Source organism: Streptomyces sp. NPDC051183, assembly GCF_040682455.1.
Classification (GTDB): domain Bacteria; phylum Actinomycetota; class Actinomycetes; order Streptomycetales; family Streptomycetaceae; genus Streptomyces.
On record NZ_JBFBBA010000004.1, the window covers coordinates 253,634 to 273,967 of the forward strand.

Genomic DNA, 20,334 nt, shown 5'->3' on the forward strand with positions numbered 1-20,334 from the left:
ACTTGTCGACTTAGTGTCCTGTTCGGAAGAGTCCAAGGAACAGACACACTCTTAACCCTAAACTTCAGGGTTAGGGTTCGGGTCGGCGTGTACGGACCGTCCCAATTTCGGCATCAGTCGTCGCAACGCAGGCCCGCGAGGCGGCGACACGTAACTCGAGGCGAGAGGCCTTCGACGTGGCAGCACCGCAGAACTACCTCGCAGTCATCAAGGTCATCGGTGTCGGCGGCGGTGGTGTCAATGCCATCAACCGAATGATCGAGGTCGGTCTCAAGGGCGTCGAGTTCATCGCCATCAACACGGACGCCCAGGCGCTGTTGATGAGCGACGCCGACGTCAAGCTCGACGTCGGCCGCGAACTCACCCGGGGCCTCGGCGCCGGAGCCAACCCGGCCGTCGGCCGCAAGGCGGCAGAGGACCACCGCGAGGAGATCGAGGAGGTCCTCAAGGGGGCCGACATGGTCTTCGTCACCGCCGGTGAAGGCGGCGGCACCGGCACCGGCGGCGCACCCGTCGTCGCCAACATCGCGCGCTCGCTCGGCGCCCTGACGATCGGTGTGGTCACCCGCCCGTTCACCTTCGAGGGCCGGCGCCGCGCGAACCAGGCGGAGGACGGCATCGCCGAGCTCCGCGAAGAGGTCGACACCCTCATCGTCATCCCCAACGACCGACTGCTGTCCATCTCGGACCGCCAGGTCAGCGTGCTCGACGCCTTCAAGTCGGCCGACCAGGTCCTGCTCTCGGGCGTCCAGGGCATCACCGACCTCATCACCACCCCGGGTCTGATCAACCTCGACTTCGCGGACGTCAAGTCCGTGATGTCCGAGGCGGGCTCGGCCCTGATGGGCATCGGCTCGGCCCGCGGCGACGACCGCGCGGTGGCCGCCGCCGAGATGGCGATCTCCTCGCCGCTGCTGGAGGCGTCCATCGACGGAGCCCGCGGCGTGCTGCTCTCCATCTCCGGTGGCTCGGACCTCGGTCTCTTCGAGATCAACGAGGCCGCGCAGCTGGTGAGCGAGGCCGCGCACCCCGAGGCGAACATCATCTTCGGCGCCGTCATCGACGACGCGCTCGGCGACGAGGTACGGGTCACCGTGATCGCGGCCGGCTTCGACGGCGGCCAGCCCCCGGCCCGCCGGGACAACGTCATCGGTGCCGCGTCCAAGCGCGAGGAGCCGGCCCCCGCGCCGGTCCGCGCCGCGGACCCGGTCCGCCCGGCGTTCGGCGGACTCGGCTCGGTCACCCCGCGCGAGGAGCCCCCGGCTCCGGTCGAGGCGGCTCCGGTCGAGGCCGTGGCCCCCGCGCCGCAGGTCCCGACGGCCCGGCCGTACCAGGACAGCCCGGCCGAAGAGCTGGATGTCCCGGACTTCTTGAAGTGACGCTGGAGCAGCACAGCGAGAGCGGCGCCCACTTCGCCTTCACCGACCGGTGGGGCGGGGTGAGCGCCGTTCCGTACGAGGAGCTCAATCTCGGCGGCGCGGTCGGAGACGACCCGGCCGCCGTTCGCGCGAACCGGGCCGTCGCGGCGAAGTCCCTGGGCATCGAGCCGGACCGGGTGGTCTGGATGAACCAGGTGCACGGCCGGGACGTGGCCGTGGTCGACGGGCCCTGGGGCCCGGGCCAGGACATTCCGTCCGTCGACGCGGTGGTGACCACCCGTCGGGGGCTCGCGCTCGCGGTCCTCACCGCCGACTGCACGCCCGTCCTGCTGGCCGACCCCGTCGCCGGTGTCGCGGCGGCCGCCCACGCCGGGCGGCCCGGGCTGGTCGCCGGAGTCGTCACCGCCGCCGTCGGGGCGATGGTCTCGCTCGGAGCCGAGCCCGCGCGCGTTGTCGCCCGTACCGGACCCGCGGTCTGCGGGCACTGCTACGAAGTGCCCGCCGCGATGCGGGACGCGGTCGCCGAGGTGGTGCCGGCCGCCTACGCCGAGACCAGCTGGGGGACGCCGGCCGTGGACGTGGTCGCGGGGGTGCACGCGCAGCTGGCCGAGGCGGGGGTGGTGAACATCCACCGCTCCCCGGTCTGCACACTGGAGTCGCGGGACCACTTCTCGTACCGCCGCGACCGGGTGACCGGGCGGCTCGCCGGATATGTCTGGTTGGACTGATTCATGACGGACCGTAAGGCCGAGCTCGCCGAGAACCTCGCGCGGGTGGAGGAACGTATCTCGTCCGCGTGCGCGGCCGCGGGGCGGGGGCGGGAGGAGGTGACCCTCATCGTGGTCACCAAGACCTACCCGTCGAGCGACGTACGACTGCTGGCGGACCTGGGGGTCCGTCATGTTGCGGAAAACCGCGACCAGGACGCCGCCCCCAAGGCCGCGGCCTGCGCGGATCTGCCGCTCAGCTGGCACTTCGTCGGTCAGTTGCAGACGAACAAAGTCCGTTCCGTGGCGGGATACGCGCATGTGGTGCAGTCGGTCGACCGCCCCAAGCTCGTGACCGCGCTCTCGGCGGCCGCGGAGAGCGCGGGGCGGGAGCTCGGCTGCCTCGTGCAGATCGCACTGGACGCCGAGTCGGGGGAGCGCGGGACCCGGGGCGGCGCTGCACCCGAACAGCTCGACGAGTTGGCGGCCCTCGTGGCCGGGGCGCCCGGACTGCGGATCGACGGTCTCATGACCGTGGCCCCGCTGGCCGGGCTCTACGCGGGACGCGAACAGGCCGCCTTCGAGCGGCTTGTGGAATTGTCATCCCGCCTGCGCGCGGACCATCCGACTGCCACGATGGTGTCGGCCGGAATGAGCGCGGACCTGGAACAGGCCGTTGCGGCCGGTGCGACACATGTACGCGTCGGCACTGCGGTACTCGGCGCGAGACCCCGGCTCGGGTAACGTCGCGAAGAAAGTCGGACCACAGCAGAAAATATGGTCATTACCGCTGATCAGCGGGCAGACCACGTGGATCGCGGGCAGTTGGTGACATTCGTGACACGGCGACACACCTGCGACAGGGCGATCCACCACAGAGCGGAGGACTCAGAGAATGGCCGGCGCGATGCGCAAGATGGCGGTCTACCTCGGCCTCGTGGAGGACGACCGGTACGACAGCCCGGGGTACGACCCCGACGACGAGTTCGAGCCCGAGCCGGAGCCGGAGCGGGAGCGCCGGCGACAGCAACCCGCCCCGCACCAAACGCCCGTAACGGACGAACCGGTACGAGTTGTACAGCCGCCGGCACAGCGGGAACCCATCCCAATCCCGGTAGAAAACGGACGTCCTGCGCGAATCGCCCCCGTGGCATCCATCACACCCGAACGCTCGAACCTGGAGAAGAACGCCCCCGTGATCATGCCCAAGGTCGTCTCCGAGCGGGAGCCGTACCGCATCACGACGCTGCACCCCCGGACCTACAACGAGGCCCGTACCATCGGGGAACACTTCCGTGAGGGCACTCCGGTGATCATGAATCTCACGGAGATGGACGACACGGACGCGAAGCGTCTCGTGGACTTCGCCGCTGGACTCGTGTTCGGTCTGCACGGCAGCATTGAACGCGTGACACAGAAGGTGTTCCTGCTGTCGCCTGCTAACGTCGATGTCACGGCGGAGGACAAGGCCCGCATCGCGGAGGGCGGGTTCTTCAACCAAAGCTAGACCGATCCGTCAGATACGGGACCGGGAACAGAGCGGGAGCAGGGGAGAGGGAAGCGCGGGATGGGCGTCGCACTGCAGGTTGTCTACATCGCGCTGATGTGCTTCCTCATCGTGCTGATCTTCCGGCTGGTCATGGACTACGTGTTCCAGTTCGCACGTTCATGGACACCGGGCAAGGCGATGGTGGTCGTTCTGGAGGCCACCTACACTGTCACCGATCCACCGCTCAAGCTTCTTCGGCGGCTCATCCCGCCGTTGCGTCTCGGGGGCGTGGCACTCGACCTGTCCTTCTTCGTTCTGATGATCATCGTTTACATCCTCATCAGTTTCGTGAGCACCGCTGCGAGAAGCGTGTGAACGATGAGCTTCCCCGCAGGCGCGGGGACAGTCCCGATACGGTCTTGCCGACTGCCGACGACTACGTAGAGGTGAAGAAGACATGCCGCTGACTCCCGAGGACGTGCGGAACAAGCAGTTCACGACCGTCCGCCTGCGAGAAGGCTATGACGAGGACGAGGTCGATGCCTTCCTCGACGAGGTCGAGTCCGAGCTGACGCGCCTGCTGCGCGAGAACGAGGACCTGCGCGCCAAGCTGGCCGCCGCCACGCGTGCCGCCGCGCAGAACCAGCAGCAGGGCATGCGCAAGCCGGACCCCCAGGACGGTGGAGGCCAGCGTGGCCCCGGCGCCCCCGTGCCCGCGGCCATATCCGGCCCGCCGCAGCAGCAGCAGCCGCAGATGGGCCCGCCCCAGCTGCCCGGCGGCCAGCCGCAGCTCCCGGCCGGCCCCGGTGGACACGGACCGCAGGGTCCGGGCCCGATGGGCGGCCCCATGCAGCACAACATGGGCGGCCAGCAGGGCATGGGTCAGCCGGGCATGGGTCAGCAGGGCATGGGTCAGCCGGGCATGGGCCAGCCGGGCATGGGCCAGCCCATGCAGCAGCAGTCCATGGGCGGCCAGAACCCGCTCGGCCAGCCGATGGGCCAGCAGATGCAGCCGATGGGGCAGCAGATGCAGCCCATGGGCCAGCAGATGCACCAGCCCCAGCAGCAGCTCCCGCAGCAGGGCCCCGGTGGCGACAGTGCCGCCCGCGTCCTGTCGCTGGCGCAGCAGACCGCCGACCAGGCGATCGCGGAGGCCCGCTCCGAGGCCAACAAGATCGTCGGCGAGGCCCGGTCGCGCGCCGAGGGCCTGGAGCGGGACGCCCGCGCCAAGGCCGACGCGCTGGAGCGGGACGCGCAGGAGAAGCACCGCGTCGCGATGGGCTCCCTGGAGTCCGCTCGCGCCACGCTGGAGCGCAAGGTCGAGGACCTGCGTGGCTTCGAGCGCGAGTACCGTACGCGCCTGAAGTCCTACCTGGAGTCGCAGCTGCGCCAGCTGGAGACCCAGGCCGACGACTCCCTGGCCCCGCCGCGGAACCCCGCCGGTCCCGCGCTGCCGCCGTCGCCGACGCCGTCGATGGCTCCGGCCGGTGCGATGGGGCACTCCATGGGTGGCCCGTCGATGGGCGGCCCGTCCCCCATGGGCGGTCCCTCCCCGATGGCCCCGTCCTACGGTGGCCAGCAGCAGATGTCCCCGGCGATGACGCAGCCGATGGCTCCGGTGCGGCCGGCTGCTCCGCAGCCGATGCAGCAGGCGCCGTCTCCCATGCGGGGCTTCCTGATCGACGAGGACGACAACTAAGCGCCGCCGCGCAGTCGGCAGTCACGGGCCGGGCCCGGTTCCCCCACGGGGGTACCGGGCCCGGCCCGTTTCGCTTGCCGGGCGCGGCGCCGCTGCGGGGCTCCGCCCCGGACCCCGCGCCTCAAACGCGGCGGGGCTGGATCTGGCGGGGCTGGATCTGGGCTGATGCCGCCTGCCGGCCGACTGGACCAGCCGAACCCAGCCCCGCCGGCCTTTGAGGCGGGGACGGTGGAAGGGCGGGGTGGGGAAACGCGAAGCGGCCCGTACCCCCCGGAGGGAGGGGTACGGGCCGCTCGGGGCTGGTTACGCCTTGCGGAGGCGGAACGTCAGGGCGAGGGACTCGTCCGTGAACGGGTCGCCGTACGAGGCGTCCGCCTCGGCGGACGCGTAGTCCGTCGCCAGGACCTCGTCCGCGATCAGGGCCGCGTGGTCGGTCAGGGCCGTCACGACCTCCGGGTCCGAGGAGGACCACCGCAGGGCGATCCGGTCCGCCACGTCCAGGCCGGAGTTCTTCCGGGCCTCCTGGATCAGGCGGATCGCGTCACGCGCCAGGCCCGCGAGCCGCAGCTCCGGGGTGATCTCCAGGTCCAGGGCGACCGTCGCGCCGGAGTCCGAGGCCACGGACCAGCCCTCGCGCGGGGTCTCCGTGATGATGACCTCCTCCGGGGTGAGGGCCACCTGCTCGCCGTTCACCTCCACCACGGCCTCGCCCGAGCGCAGGGCCAGCGACAGCGCCGCCGCGTCGGCTGCCGCCACCGCCTTCGCAACGTCCTGGACGCCCTTGCCGAAGCGCTTGCCCAGCGCGCGGAAGTTCGCCTTGGCGGTCGTGTCCACCAGGGACCCGCCGACCTCGGAGAGCGAGGCCAGGGACGAGACGTTCAGCTCCTCCGTGATCTGGGCCTGGAGGTCGGCGGACAGCGCGTCGAAGCCGACCGCACCGACCAGCGCCCGCGACAGCGGCTGGCGGGTCTTGACGCCCGACTCCGCGCGCGTCGCCCGGCCCAGCTCCACGAGGCGGCGCACCAGCAGCATCTGCTGCGACAGCGCCGGGTCGATCGCGGACGCGTCCGCGACCGGCCAGGTCGAGAGGTGCACCGACTCGGGGGCCTCCGGGGTGACCGGCACGATCATGTCCTGCCAGACCCGCTCCGTGATGAAGGGGGTCAGGGGGGCCATCAGGCGGGTGACCGTCTCCACGACCTCGTGCAGGGTGCGCAGCGCGGCCGCGTCGCCCTGCCAGAAGCGGCGGCGCGAGCGGCGGACGTACCAGTTGGAGAGGTCGTCCACGAAGGAGGACAGCAGCTTGCCGGCGCGCTGGGTGTCGTACGCCTCCATCGCCGCCGTGACCTCGGTGGTGAGGGTGTGGAGCTCGGAGAGGAGCCAGCGGTCCAGGACCGTGCGGTCCGCCGGGGCCGGGTCGGACGCGGACGGGGCCCAGTTCGACGTACGGGCGTACAGCGCCTGGAAGGCGACCGTGTTCCAGTACGTGAGGAGCGTCTTGCGCACGACCTCCTGGATCGTGCCGTGACCGACGCGCCGCGCCGCCCACGGGGAGCCGCCGGCCGCCATGAACCAGCGCACCGCGTCGGCGCCGTGCTGGTCCATGAGCGGGATCGGCTGGAGGATGTTGCCCAGGTGCTTGGACATCTTGCGGCCGTCCTCGGCGAGGATGTGGCCCAGGCAGACCACGTTCTCGTAGGAGGACTTGTCGAAGACGAGGGTGCCGACCGCCATCAGCGTGTAGAACCACCCGCGCGTCTGGTCGATGGCCTCCGAGATGAACTGCGCCGGGTAGCGCTTCTCGAAGATCTCCTTGTTCTTGTACGGGTAGCCCCACTGCGCGAACGGCATCGAGCCCGAGTCGTACCAGGCGTCGATGACCTCCGGCACGCGGACCGCTTCGAGGGAGCAGCCCTCGTGCGTGCAGGTGAAGGTGACGTCGTCGATGTACGGGCGGTGCGGGTCCAGGGCGGACTGGTCGGTGCCCGACAGCTCGGTCAGCTCCGCGCGCGAGCCGACGCAGGTGAGGTGGTCCTCCTCGCAGCGCCAGATCGGCAGCGGGGTGCCCCAGTAGCGGTTGCGGGAGAGCGCCCAGTCGATGTTGTTGTTGAGCCAGTCGCCGAAGCGGCCCTGCTTGACCGAGTCCGGGAACCAGTTCGTCTTCTCGTTCTCCCGCAGCATCGCGTCCTTGACGGCGGTGGTGCGGATGTACCAGGACGGCTGCGCGTAGTACAGCAGGGCCGTGTGGCAGCGCCAGCAGTGCGGGTAGCTGTGCTCGTAGGCGATGTGCTTGAAGAGCAGGCCGCGCGCGTCGAGGTCGGTGGTCAGCTTCTCGTCGGCCTTCTTGAAGAAGACGCCGCCGACCAGCGGGACGTCCTCCTCGAAGGTGCCGTCGGGGCGGACCGGGTTCACGACGGGCAGGCCGTACGCGCGGCAGACCGCGAGGTCGTCGGCGCCGAAGGCGGGGGACTGGTGGACCAGACCGGTGCCGTCCTCGGTCGTGACGTACTCGGCGTTGACGACGTAGTGGGCCTCGGCCGGGAACTCGACGAGCTCGAAGGGGCGCTGGTAGGTCCAGCGCTCCATCTCCTTGCCCGTGAAGGTCTGGCCGGTGGCCTCCCAGCCCTCGCCGAGGGCCTTCTCCAGCAGCGGCTGGGCGACGACGAGCTTCTCGGTGCCGTTCGTGGCGACGACGTACGTGACCTCGGGGTGGGCCGCCACCGCGGTGTTGGACACCAGGGTCCAGGGGGTCGTCGTCCAGACCAGCAGCGCCGCCTCGCCCGCGAGGGGGCCGGAGGTCAGCGGGAAGCGGACGTACACCGAGGGGTCGACGACCGTCTCGTAGCCCTGGGCCAGCTCGTGGTCCGAGAGGCCGGTGCCGCAGCGCGGGCACCAGGGGGCGACGCGGTGGTCCTGGGTGAGCAGGCCCTTGTTGAAGATCTCCTTCAGCGACCACCACACGGACTCGACGTACTCGGGGTCCATGGTCCGGTAGGCGTCGTCCAGGTCGACCCAGTAGCCCATCCGGGTCGTGAGCTCGGTGAACGCGTCGGTGTGGCGGGTCACGGACTCGCGGCACTTGGCGTTGAATTCGGCGATGCCGTACGCCTCGATGTCCTGCTTGCCGTTGAAGCCGAGTTCCTTCTCGACGGCCAGCTCGACGGGCAGGCCGTGGCAGTCCCAGCCGGCCTTGCGGGCCACGTGGTAGCCGCGCATGGTGCGGAACCGGGGGAAGACGTCCTTGAAGACGCGGGCCTCGATGTGGTGCGCGCCGGGCATGCCGTTCGCGGTGGGCGGGCCCTCGTAGAAGACCCACTCGGGGCGGCCCTCGGACTGCTCCAGGGTCTTGGCGAAGGTCTTGCTCTCGCGCCAGAAGTCGAGGACGGCGTGCTCAAGGGCAGGCAGGTCGACCTGGGCGGGTACCGGGCGGTACTGCGGCGGTGTGGTCATGAGGCTGAACTCTTCCTCCGGCGGGATGTCACTTCCGTCCGGAGGGACGAGAGCGCCTTGGCTGCTCCCGCGGTACCACCCTCCTTGGCCTCCGGACGGGTCCGGCGGCCCCCTCATTGGGGTGCGAAGCCGGTTCTACTCGCCGTACGGGGATCCGGGCGGGATCCGTACGGCTTTCTTCCGGCGGCTCAGGGGTGATCCTTCACGTCGCGCTCGCCCCCGGGCTCTCACCGTCCCCGGGTCGCTCCTGGCTGCGTCCGACGCTACTCGTCCCCGTCCATGCCTTTCGCTGGGCCCAAGTGTACGGGGCCGGGGTGCGGTCGGCAGACCGGTTTGCGGGGCGTGGCGCGGGGGCGTGGGGAGGGGCGTCGGCGTGACCCGAATGGGCCGATGCGGCGGTCCGGAGCCGCGTGGGGCCGGAGGGGCGGATTACCGGGCCTCCTGATGGGCACAACGGATGCAGGTTGACCTCGATGGACGCGTGCCCCGTTGCCGCGGGGCTGGAGCCGATTTATCGTTCCGGCACGATTCGCGAGCAATGATCACAGTATGTGAAGGGGCCGCGGCCATGGTGGCGAAGAAGACCGCCGGGAGTACTAGTACTGCCAAGAAGGCTGTCGGGAAGGCCGCCGGGAAGGTGGCGGCGGCCGAGGACACTGCTCCGGCCGGGGCGGTCACCACCGCCACGGGGAAGACGGCTGCGAAGAAGGCGCCCGCGAAGGCGCCTGCGAAGAAGGCACCGGCCAAGAAGGCACCGGCCAAGAAGGCACCGGCCAAGAAGGCACCGGCCAGGAAGGCCGCCGCGAAGAAGGCTGCGGCGACGACGGCGCCGGCCAAGGAGGCGCCGGCCAAGAAGGCTCCGGCCGAGAAGGCGACCGCCGTCAAGAAGACGGCCGCGAGGAAGGCCACGGCCAAACCGGCCGGGGCCGAGGGGGCGGCGCAGGCCGCGCAAGAGACGGGAGCCCGCACAGTGGTTGCCAAGAAGAGCACCGGCACGGCCAGGAAGACGGCTTCGGCCGCCACGAGCGGGCTGCCCAAGGCGCGCCCCACGGCGGCCACCACGCCGGGCGAGCTCGCCGTACGGCCCGGCGAGGACCCGTGGACGCAAGGAGAGGTCGACGAGGCCCGCAGCGAGCTGATGAGCGAGGTGCTGCGGCTGCGCGCCGAGCTCGACGCCTCGGAGGTGGCGATCTCGGGCCTGATGCGGGACTCGGGCGACGGCGCGGGCGACGACCAGGCCGATACGGGCACCAAGAACATCACCCGGGAGTCCGAGCTGGCGCTCGCGGCGAACGCCACCTCGATGCTGGAGCAGACCGAGCGGGCCCTGGAACGCCTGGAGGCGGGCACCTACGGGATCTGCGAGAACTGCGGCCGGCCCATCGGCAAGGCCAGGATGCAGGCCTTCCCGCGGGCCACGCTGTGCGTGGACTGCAAGCAGAAGCAGGAGCGCCGCCACTGAGGCCGGCCCGGGCCGGACCGGGCGGAACCGGGCGGGACGGGGCGGTACCGGGCGGGACCGGGTGTACGCCGGGCAGGCGGGCGGGCCGCGGGTGGCCTGACGTACCCTCGTGTCTCGTCAGCCTGGTTGGAGCTAGTTCGAGGGACTCACGTGACAGAGGCGGAGCGCATCATCGGTACGCCGGAGGTCGGGGACGACGACGCCCAGCCCGAGTCCGCCGAGCCCAAGGGGCGCCGGCGGATCGCGGCCCTGCTCGTCGTGGCGGTCCTCGCGTACCTGCTCGACCTCGGCAGCAAGATGCTGGTCGTCGCGAAGCTGGAGCACCAGCCGCCGATCGAGGTCATCGGGACGCTGCTGAAGTTCGAGTTCGTCCGCAACCCGGGCGCCGCCTTCGGCTTCGGCGAGGCCTTCACGATCCTCTTCACCTGCATCGCGGCCACCGTGATCGTCGTGATCGTCCGGCTGGCCCGCAAGCTGTACAGCCTGCCGTGGGCGATCGCGCTGGGCCTGCTGCTGGGCGGTGCGCTGGGCAATCTCACCGACCGGATCTTCCGTTCGCCGGGCGTGTTCCGGGGGGCGGTCGTCGACTTCATCGCGCCCGCCCACTTCGCGGTCTTCAACCTCGCGGACTCGGCGATCGTGTGCGGCGGGATCCTGATCGTCCTGCTGTCCTTCAGGGGTCTGGACCCGGACGGCACCGTCCACAAGGACTGATCGCGGGAATGGTCTCCTGTCGAGTCCTGCATACTCGACAGGTGAGTACGATTCCCGAGATCCGCACCCTGCCCGTTCCCGATGGCCTTGAGGGCGAGCGCGTCGACGCCGCCATCGCCCGTATGTTCGGTTTCTCCCGGACGAAGGCGGCCGAACTCGCGGCCGAGGGGAAGGTGTCGGTCGACGGCAGCGTCGTCGGGAAGTCCGAGCGTGTGCACGGTGGCGCCTGGCTCGAAGTCGAGATGCCCGCGCCGCCGCGGCCCGTCGAGATCGTGGCCGAGCCCGTTCCCGGCATGGAGATCGTCCATGACGACGACGACATCGTCGTCATCATGAAGCCGGTGGGCGTGGCCGCCCACCCGAGCCCCGGCTGGACCGGCACCACCGTGATCGGCGGCCTCGCCGCCGCCGGGTACCGGATCTCCACCTCCGGCGCGGCCGAGCGCCAGGGCATCGTGCACCGCCTCGACGTCGGGACCTCCGGTCTGATGGCGGTCGCGAAGTCGGAGCGCGCCTACACCTCGCTGAAGAACCAGTTCCGCGAGCGGATCGTGGACAAGCGCTACCACGCGCTGGTGCAGGGGCACCCCGACCCGATGAGCGGCACGATCGACGCGCCGATCGGGCGGCACCCCAGCGCCGACTACAAGTGGGCCGTGACCCAGGAGGGCAAGCCCTCCGTCACGCACTACGACCTGATCGAGGCCTTCCGCGCGGCCTCGCTGCTGGACATCAAGCTGGAGACCGGGCGCACGCACCAGATCCGCGTGCACATGTCCGCGCACCGGCACCCCTGCGTCGGCGACCTCACCTACGGCGCCGACCCGACGGTGGCGAAGCGGCTGGGGCTGACCCGGCAGTGGCTGCACGCCGTGCGCCTCGGCTTCGAGCACCCTTCGGACGGGCAGTGGGTCGAGTTCGAGAGCACCTACCCGGCCGACCTGCAGCACGCGCTGGACGTGATCCGGGCGGAGAGCGAGTGACCGACGTCGGCTTCGAGGTCCGGGTCGCCGTCTCGGAAGCCGACATGGCGGCGTGCTTCGCGGTGCGGACCGAGGTGTTCGTGGTCGAGCAGTCGGTGCCGGAGTCGATCGAGTACGACGCGTACGACGCGGGCGCGGTGCACGTGCTGGCCGTCGGGCCCGACGGGGAGCCGCTGGGCACCGGGCGGCTGCTGCACGGGGCCGCCGCGCTGGGCAAGACGGGTTCCGAGGACGTCGGCTCGCTGGGCCGCCTCGCGGTGCGCAAGGCCGCGCGCGGGCTCGGCGTGGGGGTCGCGCTGGTCCGGGCGATCGAGGCGCAGGCCGCCGGGATGGGGCTCCGCGCCGTGGACCTGGGCGCGCAGACGCATGCGCTGGGCTTCTACGAGCGGCTGGGGTACGAGGCCTACGGCCCCGAGTTCCAGGACGCGGGCATCCCGCACCGCGCGATGCGACGCCCCTTGCCGTAGCTCCGACACGTCGGCTCGGGGCGCGGACCGCGCAACGCCGAGCGCGGCGGCCTGGCAGGGTGGGGGAGTGGATCAGCTTGCTCTGCTGTTCGTGCTGTTGCTCGGGGCCGTGGTCACCGTTCCGCTCGGGGACCGGCTGGGGCTGCCCGCGCCGGTCCTGATGACCATCGCCGGGGTGGCGCTCGCGCTGGTGCCGGCCGTGCCGAACGTCGACATCCCGCCCGAGTACATCCTCCCGCTCGTGCTGCCCCCGCTGCTCTACGCCTCCGTGCAGCGGACCTCCTGGCGGCAGTTCGCCGCCAACGTGCGGCCCATCCTCCTGCTGGCCGTCGCCCTGGTCTTCGTGACCACCGCCGCCGTGGCCGCCGTCGCGCACGCCGTCGTGCCCGGGCTGCCGATCGCCGCGGCCGTCGCGCTCGGCGCGCTCGTCGCCCCGCCCGACCCGGTCGCCGCCACCGCGGTCGCCGGTTCGCTCGGGCTGCCCCGCCGGCTGGTGTCGATCCTTGAGGGCGAGGGCCTGTTCAACGACGTCACCGCCATCGTGCTCTACCACGTCGCCATCGCCGCCGCCGTCAGCGGCAGCTTCTCCTGGCCGGCCGCGCTCGGCGAGTTCGTGCTGTCCGCGGTGGTCGCCGTGGCGGTCGGGCTCGCGCTCGGCTGGGTCACGCACCGGCTCATGGGGCGGCTCGGCGACGCGACGCTCCAGATCGGCCTCACGCTGCTGGTGCCGTTCGTCTCGTACGTGGTGGCGGAGGAGCTCCGCGGGTCGGGGGTGCTGGCCGTGCTGACCACGGCGCTGTTCCTCGCCGAGTACGCGAGCGACGCCGACGACGTCCTCGGGCGCCTCGCCGGGCACACGTTCTGGGAGGTCGTCGACGTACTCGTCACGGGCGTGGCGTTCGGGCTGATCGGGCTGGAGCTCCACAACGTGTTCGGCACCGCGCGGGGCCACGAGTGGGAGATGGCCGGGTGGGCGGCGGCGGTCGTCGCGGTGGTGGTCGGCGTACGGCTGGTGTGGCTGCTGCCGGCCGGATGGCTGGCCAAGCGGCTGCACAAGCGCCGCGACTACGACGAGGAGATCCCGCTGAGCTGGCGGGAGTCGGTGGTGATGTGGTGGTCCGGGATGCGCGGGGTGGCCTCGGTGGCACTGGCGCTGGCCATTCCGTTCGGTACCGACGGCGGGGAGCCGTTCCCCGCGCGGGACCGGATCGTCTTCATCGCCTTCGCCGTGATCATGACGACCCTGGTGGTCCAGGGACTGACCCTGCCGTGGCTGGTGCGCCGGCTGGGGGTGGAGGCGGACGCCGATGCGGAGCGGGAGACCGAGCGGCGCCTCGCGATCCGCGCCGCGAAGGCCGCCAAGCGGCGGCTGAAGGAGATCGAGGAGGTGGAGGACCTCCCCGAGGACCTGGTGGAGATCCTCTACCGCCGGGCGTACGACGTGGGGGCGAGGATCAGCCCCGACATGGTCGACGAGGAGCGGCGGGAGGCGTACGCGAAGCGGGTGGAGCGGATCCGGGACGTCCAGCGGATCCAGCGGGAGATGATGTCGGCCGCCCGCCACGAGGTGCTGTCCGCACGCAGCGAACCCGGCGCCGATCCGGAGATCGTCGACCGGGTCCTGCGGCACCTGGACGTACGCAGCCTGCGCGGCCAGTAGGCGCCGCCGGTGGCGCGCGGGGCGGGGGTACCCGTGGCGGCGGCCGCGCTGCTCCCGTACGGCGTCGAGGAGTTCGGGGTGCTCGGCGAAGCCCTCGGCGCGACCGGGCCCCGGGGCGCGCCGGGGTCCGGCCGCCAGACACCCCCTAGACCGCGTAGCGGTCCGGGGCGAAGAGGTGCAGGTTCGCCGCGACCCAGTCCGAGGTGCGGCTCAGGCCCTCGGCCAGCGACACCTCGGGCTGCCAGCCCGCCCACTCCATGGCGCGGGTGTTGTCCGACAGGAGCCGCTGGACCTCGCTGCCGGACGGGCGCAGCCGGCTCGGGTCCACGACGACCTCCGCGTCCCGGCCGGTGGCCGCGATCATCGCCTCGGCAAGGGCGCCGATGGAGATCTCCTGGCCGGTGCCCAGGTTGACCACCTCGCCCAGTGCCCGGTCGCACTCCGCCACCGCGAGGAAGCCCGCCGCCGTGTCCGTCACGTACGTGAAGTCGCGGGTCGGGGTCGTCGAGCCGAGGCGGACCTCGCGGGAGCCCGAGTGGAGCTGCGCCAGGATCGTCGGGATCACCGCGCGCGCCGACTGGCGGGGGCCGTAGGTGTTGAACGGCCGCACCACCGTCACCGGGAGTTCGAAGGCGTGGTGGAAGGAGAGCGCCATCATGTCCGCGCCGATCTTCGACGCGGAGTACGGGGACTGCGGCTGGAGCGGGTGGCTCTCGGAGATCGGGGCCGTGAGCGCCGTGCCGTAGACCTCGCTGGTGGAGGTGTGCACCAGGCGGCGCACGCCGTGTCGGCGGCAGGCCTCCGCCATGTTCTCGGTGCCGGTCACGTTCGTCTGCACGTACGCGCCCGGCGAGGAGTAGCTGTACGGGATCCCGATCAGCGCCGCCAGGTGGAAGACGGTGTCGCAGCCCGCCACCGCGTCGCTGACCCGGCCCGCGTCGCGGACGTCGCCCGCCCACATCTCCACCGGGCCGCCGGGGTCGGCGAGGTAGCGGGCCAGGTGGCCCTTCTCGGCGTACGGCTTGTAGTGCACGAAGGCGCGCACCCGCGCACCCCGGGCCACCAGCAGGTCCACCAGCGTCGAGCCGATGAAGCCCTCGGCCCCGGTGACGAGAACGGTACGGTCGGTCCAGTCGGTGCTCACGCGTACTCCAAAGCGGTGGAAGGGATCTTGGCGACACGGAGGACCTCCGCCGCCAGCAGTTCGGCGGCCCGCGCGTGCGGGCCGGGATCGGCCGCGCCGGCCATCGCCGACAGCCGGGCCGGGTCGGCCAGCAGCGGGCCGACGAGGTCCGCGAGCCGTTCGGCGGTGGTCTCGGAATCGGGCAGCAGCAGCCCGGCGCCGGCGTCGGACAGCACCCGTGCGTTGTGGGTCTGGTGGTCGCCCGGGGCGTGCGGGTAGGGGACCAGCACGGCCGGGACCCCGGTCGCCGCGAGTTCCGCGACCGTCGCCGAACCCGCCCGGCACACCACCAGGTCGGCGGCCGCGTACACCAGGTCCATCCGGTCCAGGTACGGCACGGCCCGCGCGACCCGCTCCCCGCCGGAGGCCGCGAGCTCCGCGACGGCGTCGGGCAGCGCCGCCGGACCCGTCTTGACCAGCAGCTGTACGTCGTCCCGCGCCTGCCAGGCCGCCGCGAGCGCGACCGCGGCCCCGGTGAGCCGCAGCGCCCCCAGGCTGCCGCCGTTGAACACCACCAGCCGCCGCCCGTCGGGCACCCCCAGGAACCGCCGGGCCTCCCGGCGCAGCGCCGTCCGCTCGGGGCCGGACAGCCGGGCCAGACCCGACAGCGCCGCGGAGATCGGCATGCCGGTGGTCAGCGCCTGCGCGCCGCCCGACAGATGGGACCGGCTGCGGTCGAAGGCCACCGCCATGTGCGGGGTGAGCCGGGCGGCGAACTGGTTGGCGCGCCCCGGTACCGCGTTGGACTCGTGGATCACGGCGGGCAGCCCCGCCAGCCGGGCCCCGAGCACGGCCGGCGCGCTCGGGTAGCCGCCCATGCCGACGACGGCGTGCGCGCCCTGAGCGCGGATCACCGCCCGAGCCTGCCCGGCCGAACGCAGCAGCGCGGCCGGGAGCAGGTAGCGCTTCGCGCCCAGGGACGGATCGAAGGGGATCATGTCGACGGTGTGCAGCCGGTATCCGGCGGCCGGGATCAGCTCGGTCTCCAGGCCCCGTTCGGTCCCGATGAACGAGACCACGGCACCCGGGACCGCCGCGCGCAGCGCCTGGGCGAGGGCGAGCCCCGGGTAGATGTGGCCGCCGGTGCCGCCCGCGCCGATCACGACGGAGAGTGGAGCCAGAGGAGTGTCTCGTGTGGTCATGGGGCCACGGTCCCGGTGTGGTCTAAGAAGGTTCTAAGAGGTGGCCCTCGGACCGTTTGGCAGGCTTTGTGTCATGAGCTCCATGAGCAGTCAGCGGATTCTGGTGGTGGACGACGAGCCCGAGGTGCGGGCGGCCGTCGAGGACGGCCTGGCCGTGGAGGGGTACGAGGTGCGCGGCGCGGCCGACGGGCTGGCCGCGCTGTCCGAGGTGGCCGGGTGGCAGCCGGACGCGCTGGTGCTGGACGTGATGATGCCGGTGCTGGACGGGCTCGGGGTGTGCCGCCAGCTGCGGGCGATGGGCGACCGTACGCCCGTGCTCGTGCTGACCGCGCTGGACTCGGTGAGCGAACGGGTCGACGGGCTGGAGGCGGGCGCCGACGACTACCTGGTCAAGCCGTTCGCGCTGGACGAGCTGGTGGCGCGGGTCCGGGCCCTGCTGCGGCGGGCCGCGCCCGACCCGGCGGGGGAGACGGCCGCCCTCGCCTACGCCGACGTCGTCCTCGACCCCGCGACCCGCACGGGGCGCCGCGGCGAGCGGCCGCTGGAGTTCAGCCGGACCGAGGCCGCGCTGCTGGAGCTGCTGCTGCGCCATCCCGGGCAGGTGCTCCCGCGCGAGCTGATCCTGGAGCTGGTGTGGGGGCGGGACTTCGGACCCGACTCCAACTCCCTCGCCGTGTACGTCGGCTACCTGCGCCGCAAACTGGAGGCGGGCGGCGAGCCCCGGCTGGTGCACACCGTGCACGGGGTCGGGTACCGGCTGGACGCGGCGTGAGCGGGGCCGGCCGCCGCAGACTCGGCGCGGCCTGGCGCAGGCGCAGGCCGCTGCGGACCCGGCTGGCGCTGGCCACGACCGCGGCCGTGGCGCTGGTGGCCGTCGGGGTGTGCGCCGGGGCCTACTTCGTCGTGCGCGAAGCCCTGTACCACCAGCTCGACCTGAGCCTGACCCAGTCGGCGCGCCTCGCCGCCGGGCGGGACCAGGGCGCCGGGCCGGGCACGCTGGCCGGCGAGTGCCGGTTCCTGGCCGCGCCCGCCTGCGCGGAGGTGGTGCCGGCGGATCCGGCCAAGGATCCGCGGCCGCCCGGGCAGTTGCCGGTGGCGCCCGCCGCGCGGGAGGTCGCCGCGGGCGAGCGGGCCCCGTACTACACCGACATCACGCTGTCCGGGCACCCGATGCGGATGCTGACCACCGACTTCGCCAAGGGGCGGGCGCTGCAGGTCGCGCTGCGGGCCGACACCGTGCAGGACGGGATCCGGCAGGCCGCGCACTGGCTCGTCCTGATCGGCGCGGCCGGGGTGCTGCTGGCCGCGCTGCTCGGGTACTGGGTCTCGCGCACGGGCCTCGCCCCGGTCACCCGGATCGCCGCCACGGCCGAGCGGATCGCCGCCACCCGCGATCCGCGGTACCGGATCGAACTGCCCCCGCCGGGGCGGGAGGACGAGATCACCCGGCTCGCCGGGAGCTTCAACACCATGCTGGGCGAGCTGGAGCAGTCCGTCACGGCCCAGCGGCGGCTCGTCGCGGACGCCTCGCACGAGCTGCGCACCCCGCTGACGGCGCTGCGCACGAACGCGGAGCTGCTGGCACGGGGGGAGCGGCTGACGCCCGAGCAGCGCCAGCGGGCCTCGCTCGCGCTGGGCCGGCAGCTGCGGGAAGTGACGGGCCTGGTCAACGACCTGATCGAGCTGGCCCGGGACGAGGAACCGCAGGCGCTGGTGGAACAGGTGCGCCTCGCCGCGCTGGTGGAGTACTGCGCGGAGGCGGCGCGGGCGCACTGGCCGGCGGTCCCCTTCCGCGTACGCGTGACGGCGGCGGAGACGGCGGTGGTCCCGGGGGTGCCGGCGCGGCTGAGCCGGCTGCTGGGCAACCTGCTCGACAACGCGGCCAAGTTCAGCCCCGCCGGGGCCGCGGTGGAGGTGGAGCTGACGGCCGCGCCGGGCCGGGCCGAGCTGACCGTACGGGATCACGGGCCGGGCATCGCCGAGGAGGACCTGCCGTACGTCTTCGACCGGTTCTACCGGGCCGGCGCCGCGAGGTCCCTGCCGGGGTCCGGGCTGGGCCTGGCCATGGCCCGGCAGATCGCCCGGGCGCACGGCGCGGAGCTGCTGGCCGAGGCGGCGCCGGGTGGCGGCGCGCTGTTCCGGCTGAGGTTCTGAGCCGTGGCCGGGCGCCGCCGGGGCCCCGCGGGAGCCGTGGTCCCGCGCCTCAGGTCTGCGGCGGAGGGGCCTGCCCCTGCGGGGGTTCGTTCTCGTAGGTGACCCTGGGCAGGGCGTACGGGTGGTGGGCGACCAGCCAGGCGATCATGTGCTCGCGGACCGCGCAGCGGACCTTCCAGACGTCGTCCGCGTCCTTGGCCGTCACCACCGCCCGGACCTGGACGGTGTTCGGGGTGGTGTCGGTGACCGCCAGGCTGGCGGTGCGGCCGTCCCACTCCGGGACCTCCATCAGGAGCCGCTGGAGTTCCTCCCGCATGAGGTCCATCGGCGCGCTGTGGTCCAGGTGCCAGAAGACGGTGCCCGTCATCTGCGCGCCGCCGCGCGACCAGTTCTCGTACGGCTTGCTGGTGAAGTACGAGACCGGCATGGTGATGCGCCGCTCGTCCCAGGTGCGGACGGTGAGGAAGGTCAGGGTGATCTCCTCGACCGTGCCCCACTCCTTGTCGACCACCACCGTGTCACCGATCCGCACGGTGTCGCCGAAGGCGATCTGCAGCCCGGCGAAGAGGTTGCTCAGGGAGGACTGGGCGGCGATGCCCGCGACGATGCCGAGCACGCCGGCCGAGGCCAGCATCGAGGCGCCGACCGTCCGCATCGCCGGGAAGGTCAGCAGCATGGCCGCGACCGCGACGATCACGATGACCGTGGTGACGACCCGCTGGATGAGGGTGACCTGGGTGCGGACCCGGCGGACCCTTGCCTCGTCGGGGGCGCCGGCCGCGTAGCGCGCGTAGGTGGAGTCGACGACCGCCGTGGCGATGCCGATCAGCAGCCATGCGGCGCCGGCGATCAGGACCAGGCTGAGCGTCCGGCCCACGCCCTCCTCGTGGTCCTGGAGGATCTTCGTCTGGTGGTACGAGCCCCTGAGCAGCCCGGCGCCGAGGACGAGCAGGAAGGGCGGGCGGCAGCGGCGCAGCAGTCCCCACAGCGGGGTCTCGCCGTGCCGGGCGTCGGCCTGGCGCAGCAGCAGGTCCAGCAGCCACCCCGCGAGCAGGGTGACCACCAGGATTCCGCCGATGACAGCGATCGGGCGAAATACGGAGTCCGTGTCCATGGTCTTCAACGTAACCGGAAGGCGCCCGCGTACTCCCGCATTCGGCAACTGGCACGATGGGAGGCATGAACATCATGCTCTTCCATTCGACGTACGGGCTGCGGCCCGCCGTGCAGGAGGCGGCCGAGCGGCTGCGCGCGGCCGGTCACGTGGTCCACGTACCGGACCTCTTCGAGGGGCGTACCTTCGAGACCGTCGAGGAGGGCATGGCCCACCGGGACGAGATCGGCCGTGACGAACTGCTCAAGCGTGCCGTGCTGGCCTCCGCGCCCCACTCCGACCAGGGTCTGGTCTACGCGGGCTTCTCCTTCGGCGGCTCCGTCGCCCAGCACCTGGCGCTGGCGGACGAGAAGGCGCGCGGGCTGCTGCTCCTGCACGGCACGGCCGACCTGGAGGACGACGCCTCGGTGGACGACCTCCCCGTGCAGCTGCACATCGCGGACCCGGACCCGTTCGAGCCGCACGACTGGCTGACCGCCTGGTACCTGCGGATGCAGCGGGCCGGCGCCGACGTGGAGGTCCACAGCTACCCGGGCGCCGGGCACCTGTTCACCGACCCGGGCCTCGACGACTACGACGCGCAGGCCGCGGAGCAGACCTGGAAGGTCGTCCTCGCGTTCCTCGACGGCCTGTAGCCCGCGGGACGGGCCCTACGGGCACGGCGGCCGGACGGGCCGGGGGCGCGGCCCCCGCGGGGGCCAAGCACCACCCGCCCCCCCCCCCGCAAACCC

General features: G+C 72.3%; 18 protein-coding genes. 14 read left to right on the plus strand and 4 right to left on the minus strand.

Features of this window, described 5'->3' with window-relative positions; translation table 11 throughout:
• The first annotated feature begins 176 nt into the window (after window positions 1–176).
• The 6 genes from ftsZ (at window position 177) to AB0M99_RS05630 (ending at window position 5,274) form a co-directional block, all read left to right on the plus strand.
• Complete coding sequence (gene ftsZ / locus AB0M99_RS05605; protein WP_365917360.1) at window positions 177–1,379, plus strand: cell division protein FtsZ; 1,203 nt, start codon at window positions 177–179, stop codon at window positions 1,377–1,379.
• Window positions 1,376–2,107, plus strand: a complete 732-nt coding sequence (gene pgeF / locus AB0M99_RS05610; RefSeq protein WP_365917361.1) for a peptidoglycan editing factor PgeF — start codon at window positions 1,376–1,378, stop codon at window positions 2,105–2,107. The genes ftsZ and pgeF overlap by 4 nt, the downstream gene beginning before the upstream one ends.
• A 3-nt stretch (window positions 2,108–2,110) precedes the next feature.
• Window positions 2,111–2,830 carry a YggS family pyridoxal phosphate-dependent enzyme gene (locus tag AB0M99_RS05615; protein ID WP_365917362.1) on the plus strand — a complete coding sequence of 240 codons (720 nt, stop codon included), beginning with the start codon at window positions 2,111–2,113 and terminating at the stop codon, window positions 2,828–2,830.
• 151 nt (window positions 2,831–2,981) lie between these two features.
• Window positions 2,982–3,593 (plus strand): cell division protein SepF, encoded by a 612-nt coding sequence (sepF, locus tag AB0M99_RS05620; protein ID WP_365917363.1) that lies wholly within the window; start codon window positions 2,982–2,984, stop codon window positions 3,591–3,593.
• Window positions 3,594–3,653: 60 nt separating this feature from the next.
• Window positions 3,654–3,950 (plus strand): YggT family protein, encoded by a 297-nt coding sequence (locus AB0M99_RS05625; protein ID WP_112450285.1) that lies wholly within the window; start codon window positions 3,654–3,656, stop codon window positions 3,948–3,950.
• An 82-nt stretch (window positions 3,951–4,032) separates the two neighbouring features.
• Entirely contained in the window at window positions 4,033–5,274 is a 1,242-nt protein-coding gene (locus tag AB0M99_RS05630; RefSeq protein ID WP_365917364.1) for a DivIVA domain-containing protein, read from the plus strand.
• A 303-nt stretch (window positions 5,275–5,577) separates the two neighbouring features.
• On the opposite strand, the gene ileS is transcribed toward AB0M99_RS05630, so the two are convergent.
• Window positions 5,578–8,724, minus strand: a complete 3,147-nt coding sequence (gene ileS / locus AB0M99_RS05635; RefSeq protein ID WP_365917365.1) for an isoleucine--tRNA ligase — start codon at window positions 8,722–8,724, stop codon at window positions 5,578–5,580.
• A 568-nt stretch (window positions 8,725–9,292) separates the two neighbouring features.
• Here ileS and AB0M99_RS05640 point away from each other — a divergent pair.
• From AB0M99_RS05640 to AB0M99_RS05660, 5 genes are all read left to right on the plus strand, one after another.
• Window positions 9,293–10,186, plus strand: coding sequence for a TraR/DksA C4-type zinc finger protein (locus tag AB0M99_RS05640; RefSeq protein WP_365917366.1), 894 nt, complete (start codon window positions 9,293–9,295; stop codon window positions 10,184–10,186).
• A 150-nt stretch (window positions 10,187–10,336) separates the two neighbouring features.
• Complete coding sequence (gene lspA, locus AB0M99_RS05645; RefSeq protein WP_365917367.1) at window positions 10,337–10,900, plus strand: signal peptidase II; 564 nt, start codon at window positions 10,337–10,339, stop codon at window positions 10,898–10,900.
• 41 nt (window positions 10,901–10,941) lie between these two features.
• On the plus strand, window positions 10,942–11,883 hold the full coding sequence (locus tag AB0M99_RS05650; RefSeq protein WP_365917368.1) for an RluA family pseudouridine synthase: 942 nt from the start codon (window positions 10,942–10,944) through the stop codon (window positions 11,881–11,883).
• A gap of 44 nt (window positions 11,884–11,927) precedes the next feature.
• The gene (locus AB0M99_RS05655; protein WP_365917394.1) at window positions 11,928–12,350 is read left to right on the plus strand and encodes a GNAT family N-acetyltransferase; all 423 of its coding nucleotides are present in this window, start codon (window positions 11,928–11,930) and stop codon (window positions 12,348–12,350) included.
• A gap of 67 nt (window positions 12,351–12,417) precedes the next feature.
• Complete coding sequence (locus AB0M99_RS05660; protein WP_365917369.1) at window positions 12,418–14,010, plus strand: Na+/H+ antiporter; 1,593 nt, start codon at window positions 12,418–12,420, stop codon at window positions 14,008–14,010.
• Between the two features lie 145 nt (window positions 14,011–14,155).
• Here AB0M99_RS05660 and AB0M99_RS05665 read toward each other — a convergent pair whose 3' ends face one another.
• On the minus strand, window positions 14,156–15,154 hold the full coding sequence (locus AB0M99_RS05665; protein ID WP_365917370.1) for an SDR family NAD(P)-dependent oxidoreductase: 999 nt from the start codon (window positions 15,152–15,154) through the stop codon (window positions 14,156–14,158).
• A complete protein-coding gene (locus AB0M99_RS05670; RefSeq protein ID WP_365917371.1) occupies window positions 15,151–16,335 on the minus strand; it encodes a UDP-N-acetylglucosamine--N-acetylmuramyl-(pentapeptide) pyrophosphoryl-undecaprenol N-acetylglucosamine transferase in 1,185 nt (394 codons plus the stop codon). The genes AB0M99_RS05665 and AB0M99_RS05670 overlap by 4 nt, the downstream gene beginning before the upstream one ends.
• Before the next feature lie 82 nt (window positions 16,336–16,417).
• On the opposite strand from AB0M99_RS05670, the gene AB0M99_RS05675 reads away from it, so the two are divergent.
• Window positions 16,418–17,107 (plus strand): response regulator transcription factor, encoded by a 690-nt coding sequence (locus tag AB0M99_RS05675; protein ID WP_365917372.1) that lies wholly within the window; start codon window positions 16,418–16,420, stop codon window positions 17,105–17,107.
• On the plus strand, window positions 17,104–18,489 hold the full coding sequence (locus tag AB0M99_RS05680; RefSeq protein WP_365917373.1) for a HAMP domain-containing sensor histidine kinase: 1,386 nt from the start codon (window positions 17,104–17,106) through the stop codon (window positions 18,487–18,489). The genes AB0M99_RS05675 and AB0M99_RS05680 overlap by 4 nt, the downstream gene beginning before the upstream one ends.
• A gap of 49 nt (window positions 18,490–18,538) precedes the next feature.
• On the opposite strand, the gene AB0M99_RS05685 is transcribed toward AB0M99_RS05680, so the two are convergent.
• A complete protein-coding gene (locus AB0M99_RS05685; protein WP_365917374.1) occupies window positions 18,539–19,603 on the minus strand; it encodes a mechanosensitive ion channel domain-containing protein in 1,065 nt (354 codons plus the stop codon).
• A gap of 56 nt (window positions 19,604–19,659) precedes the next feature.
• Between AB0M99_RS05685 and AB0M99_RS05690 the strand changes: the two genes are divergently transcribed.
• Window positions 19,660–20,238 carry a dienelactone hydrolase family protein gene (locus AB0M99_RS05690; protein ID WP_365917375.1) on the plus strand — a complete coding sequence of 193 codons (579 nt, stop codon included), beginning with the start codon at window positions 19,660–19,662 and terminating at the stop codon, window positions 20,236–20,238.
• Window positions 20,239–20,334 lie beyond the last annotated feature (96 nt).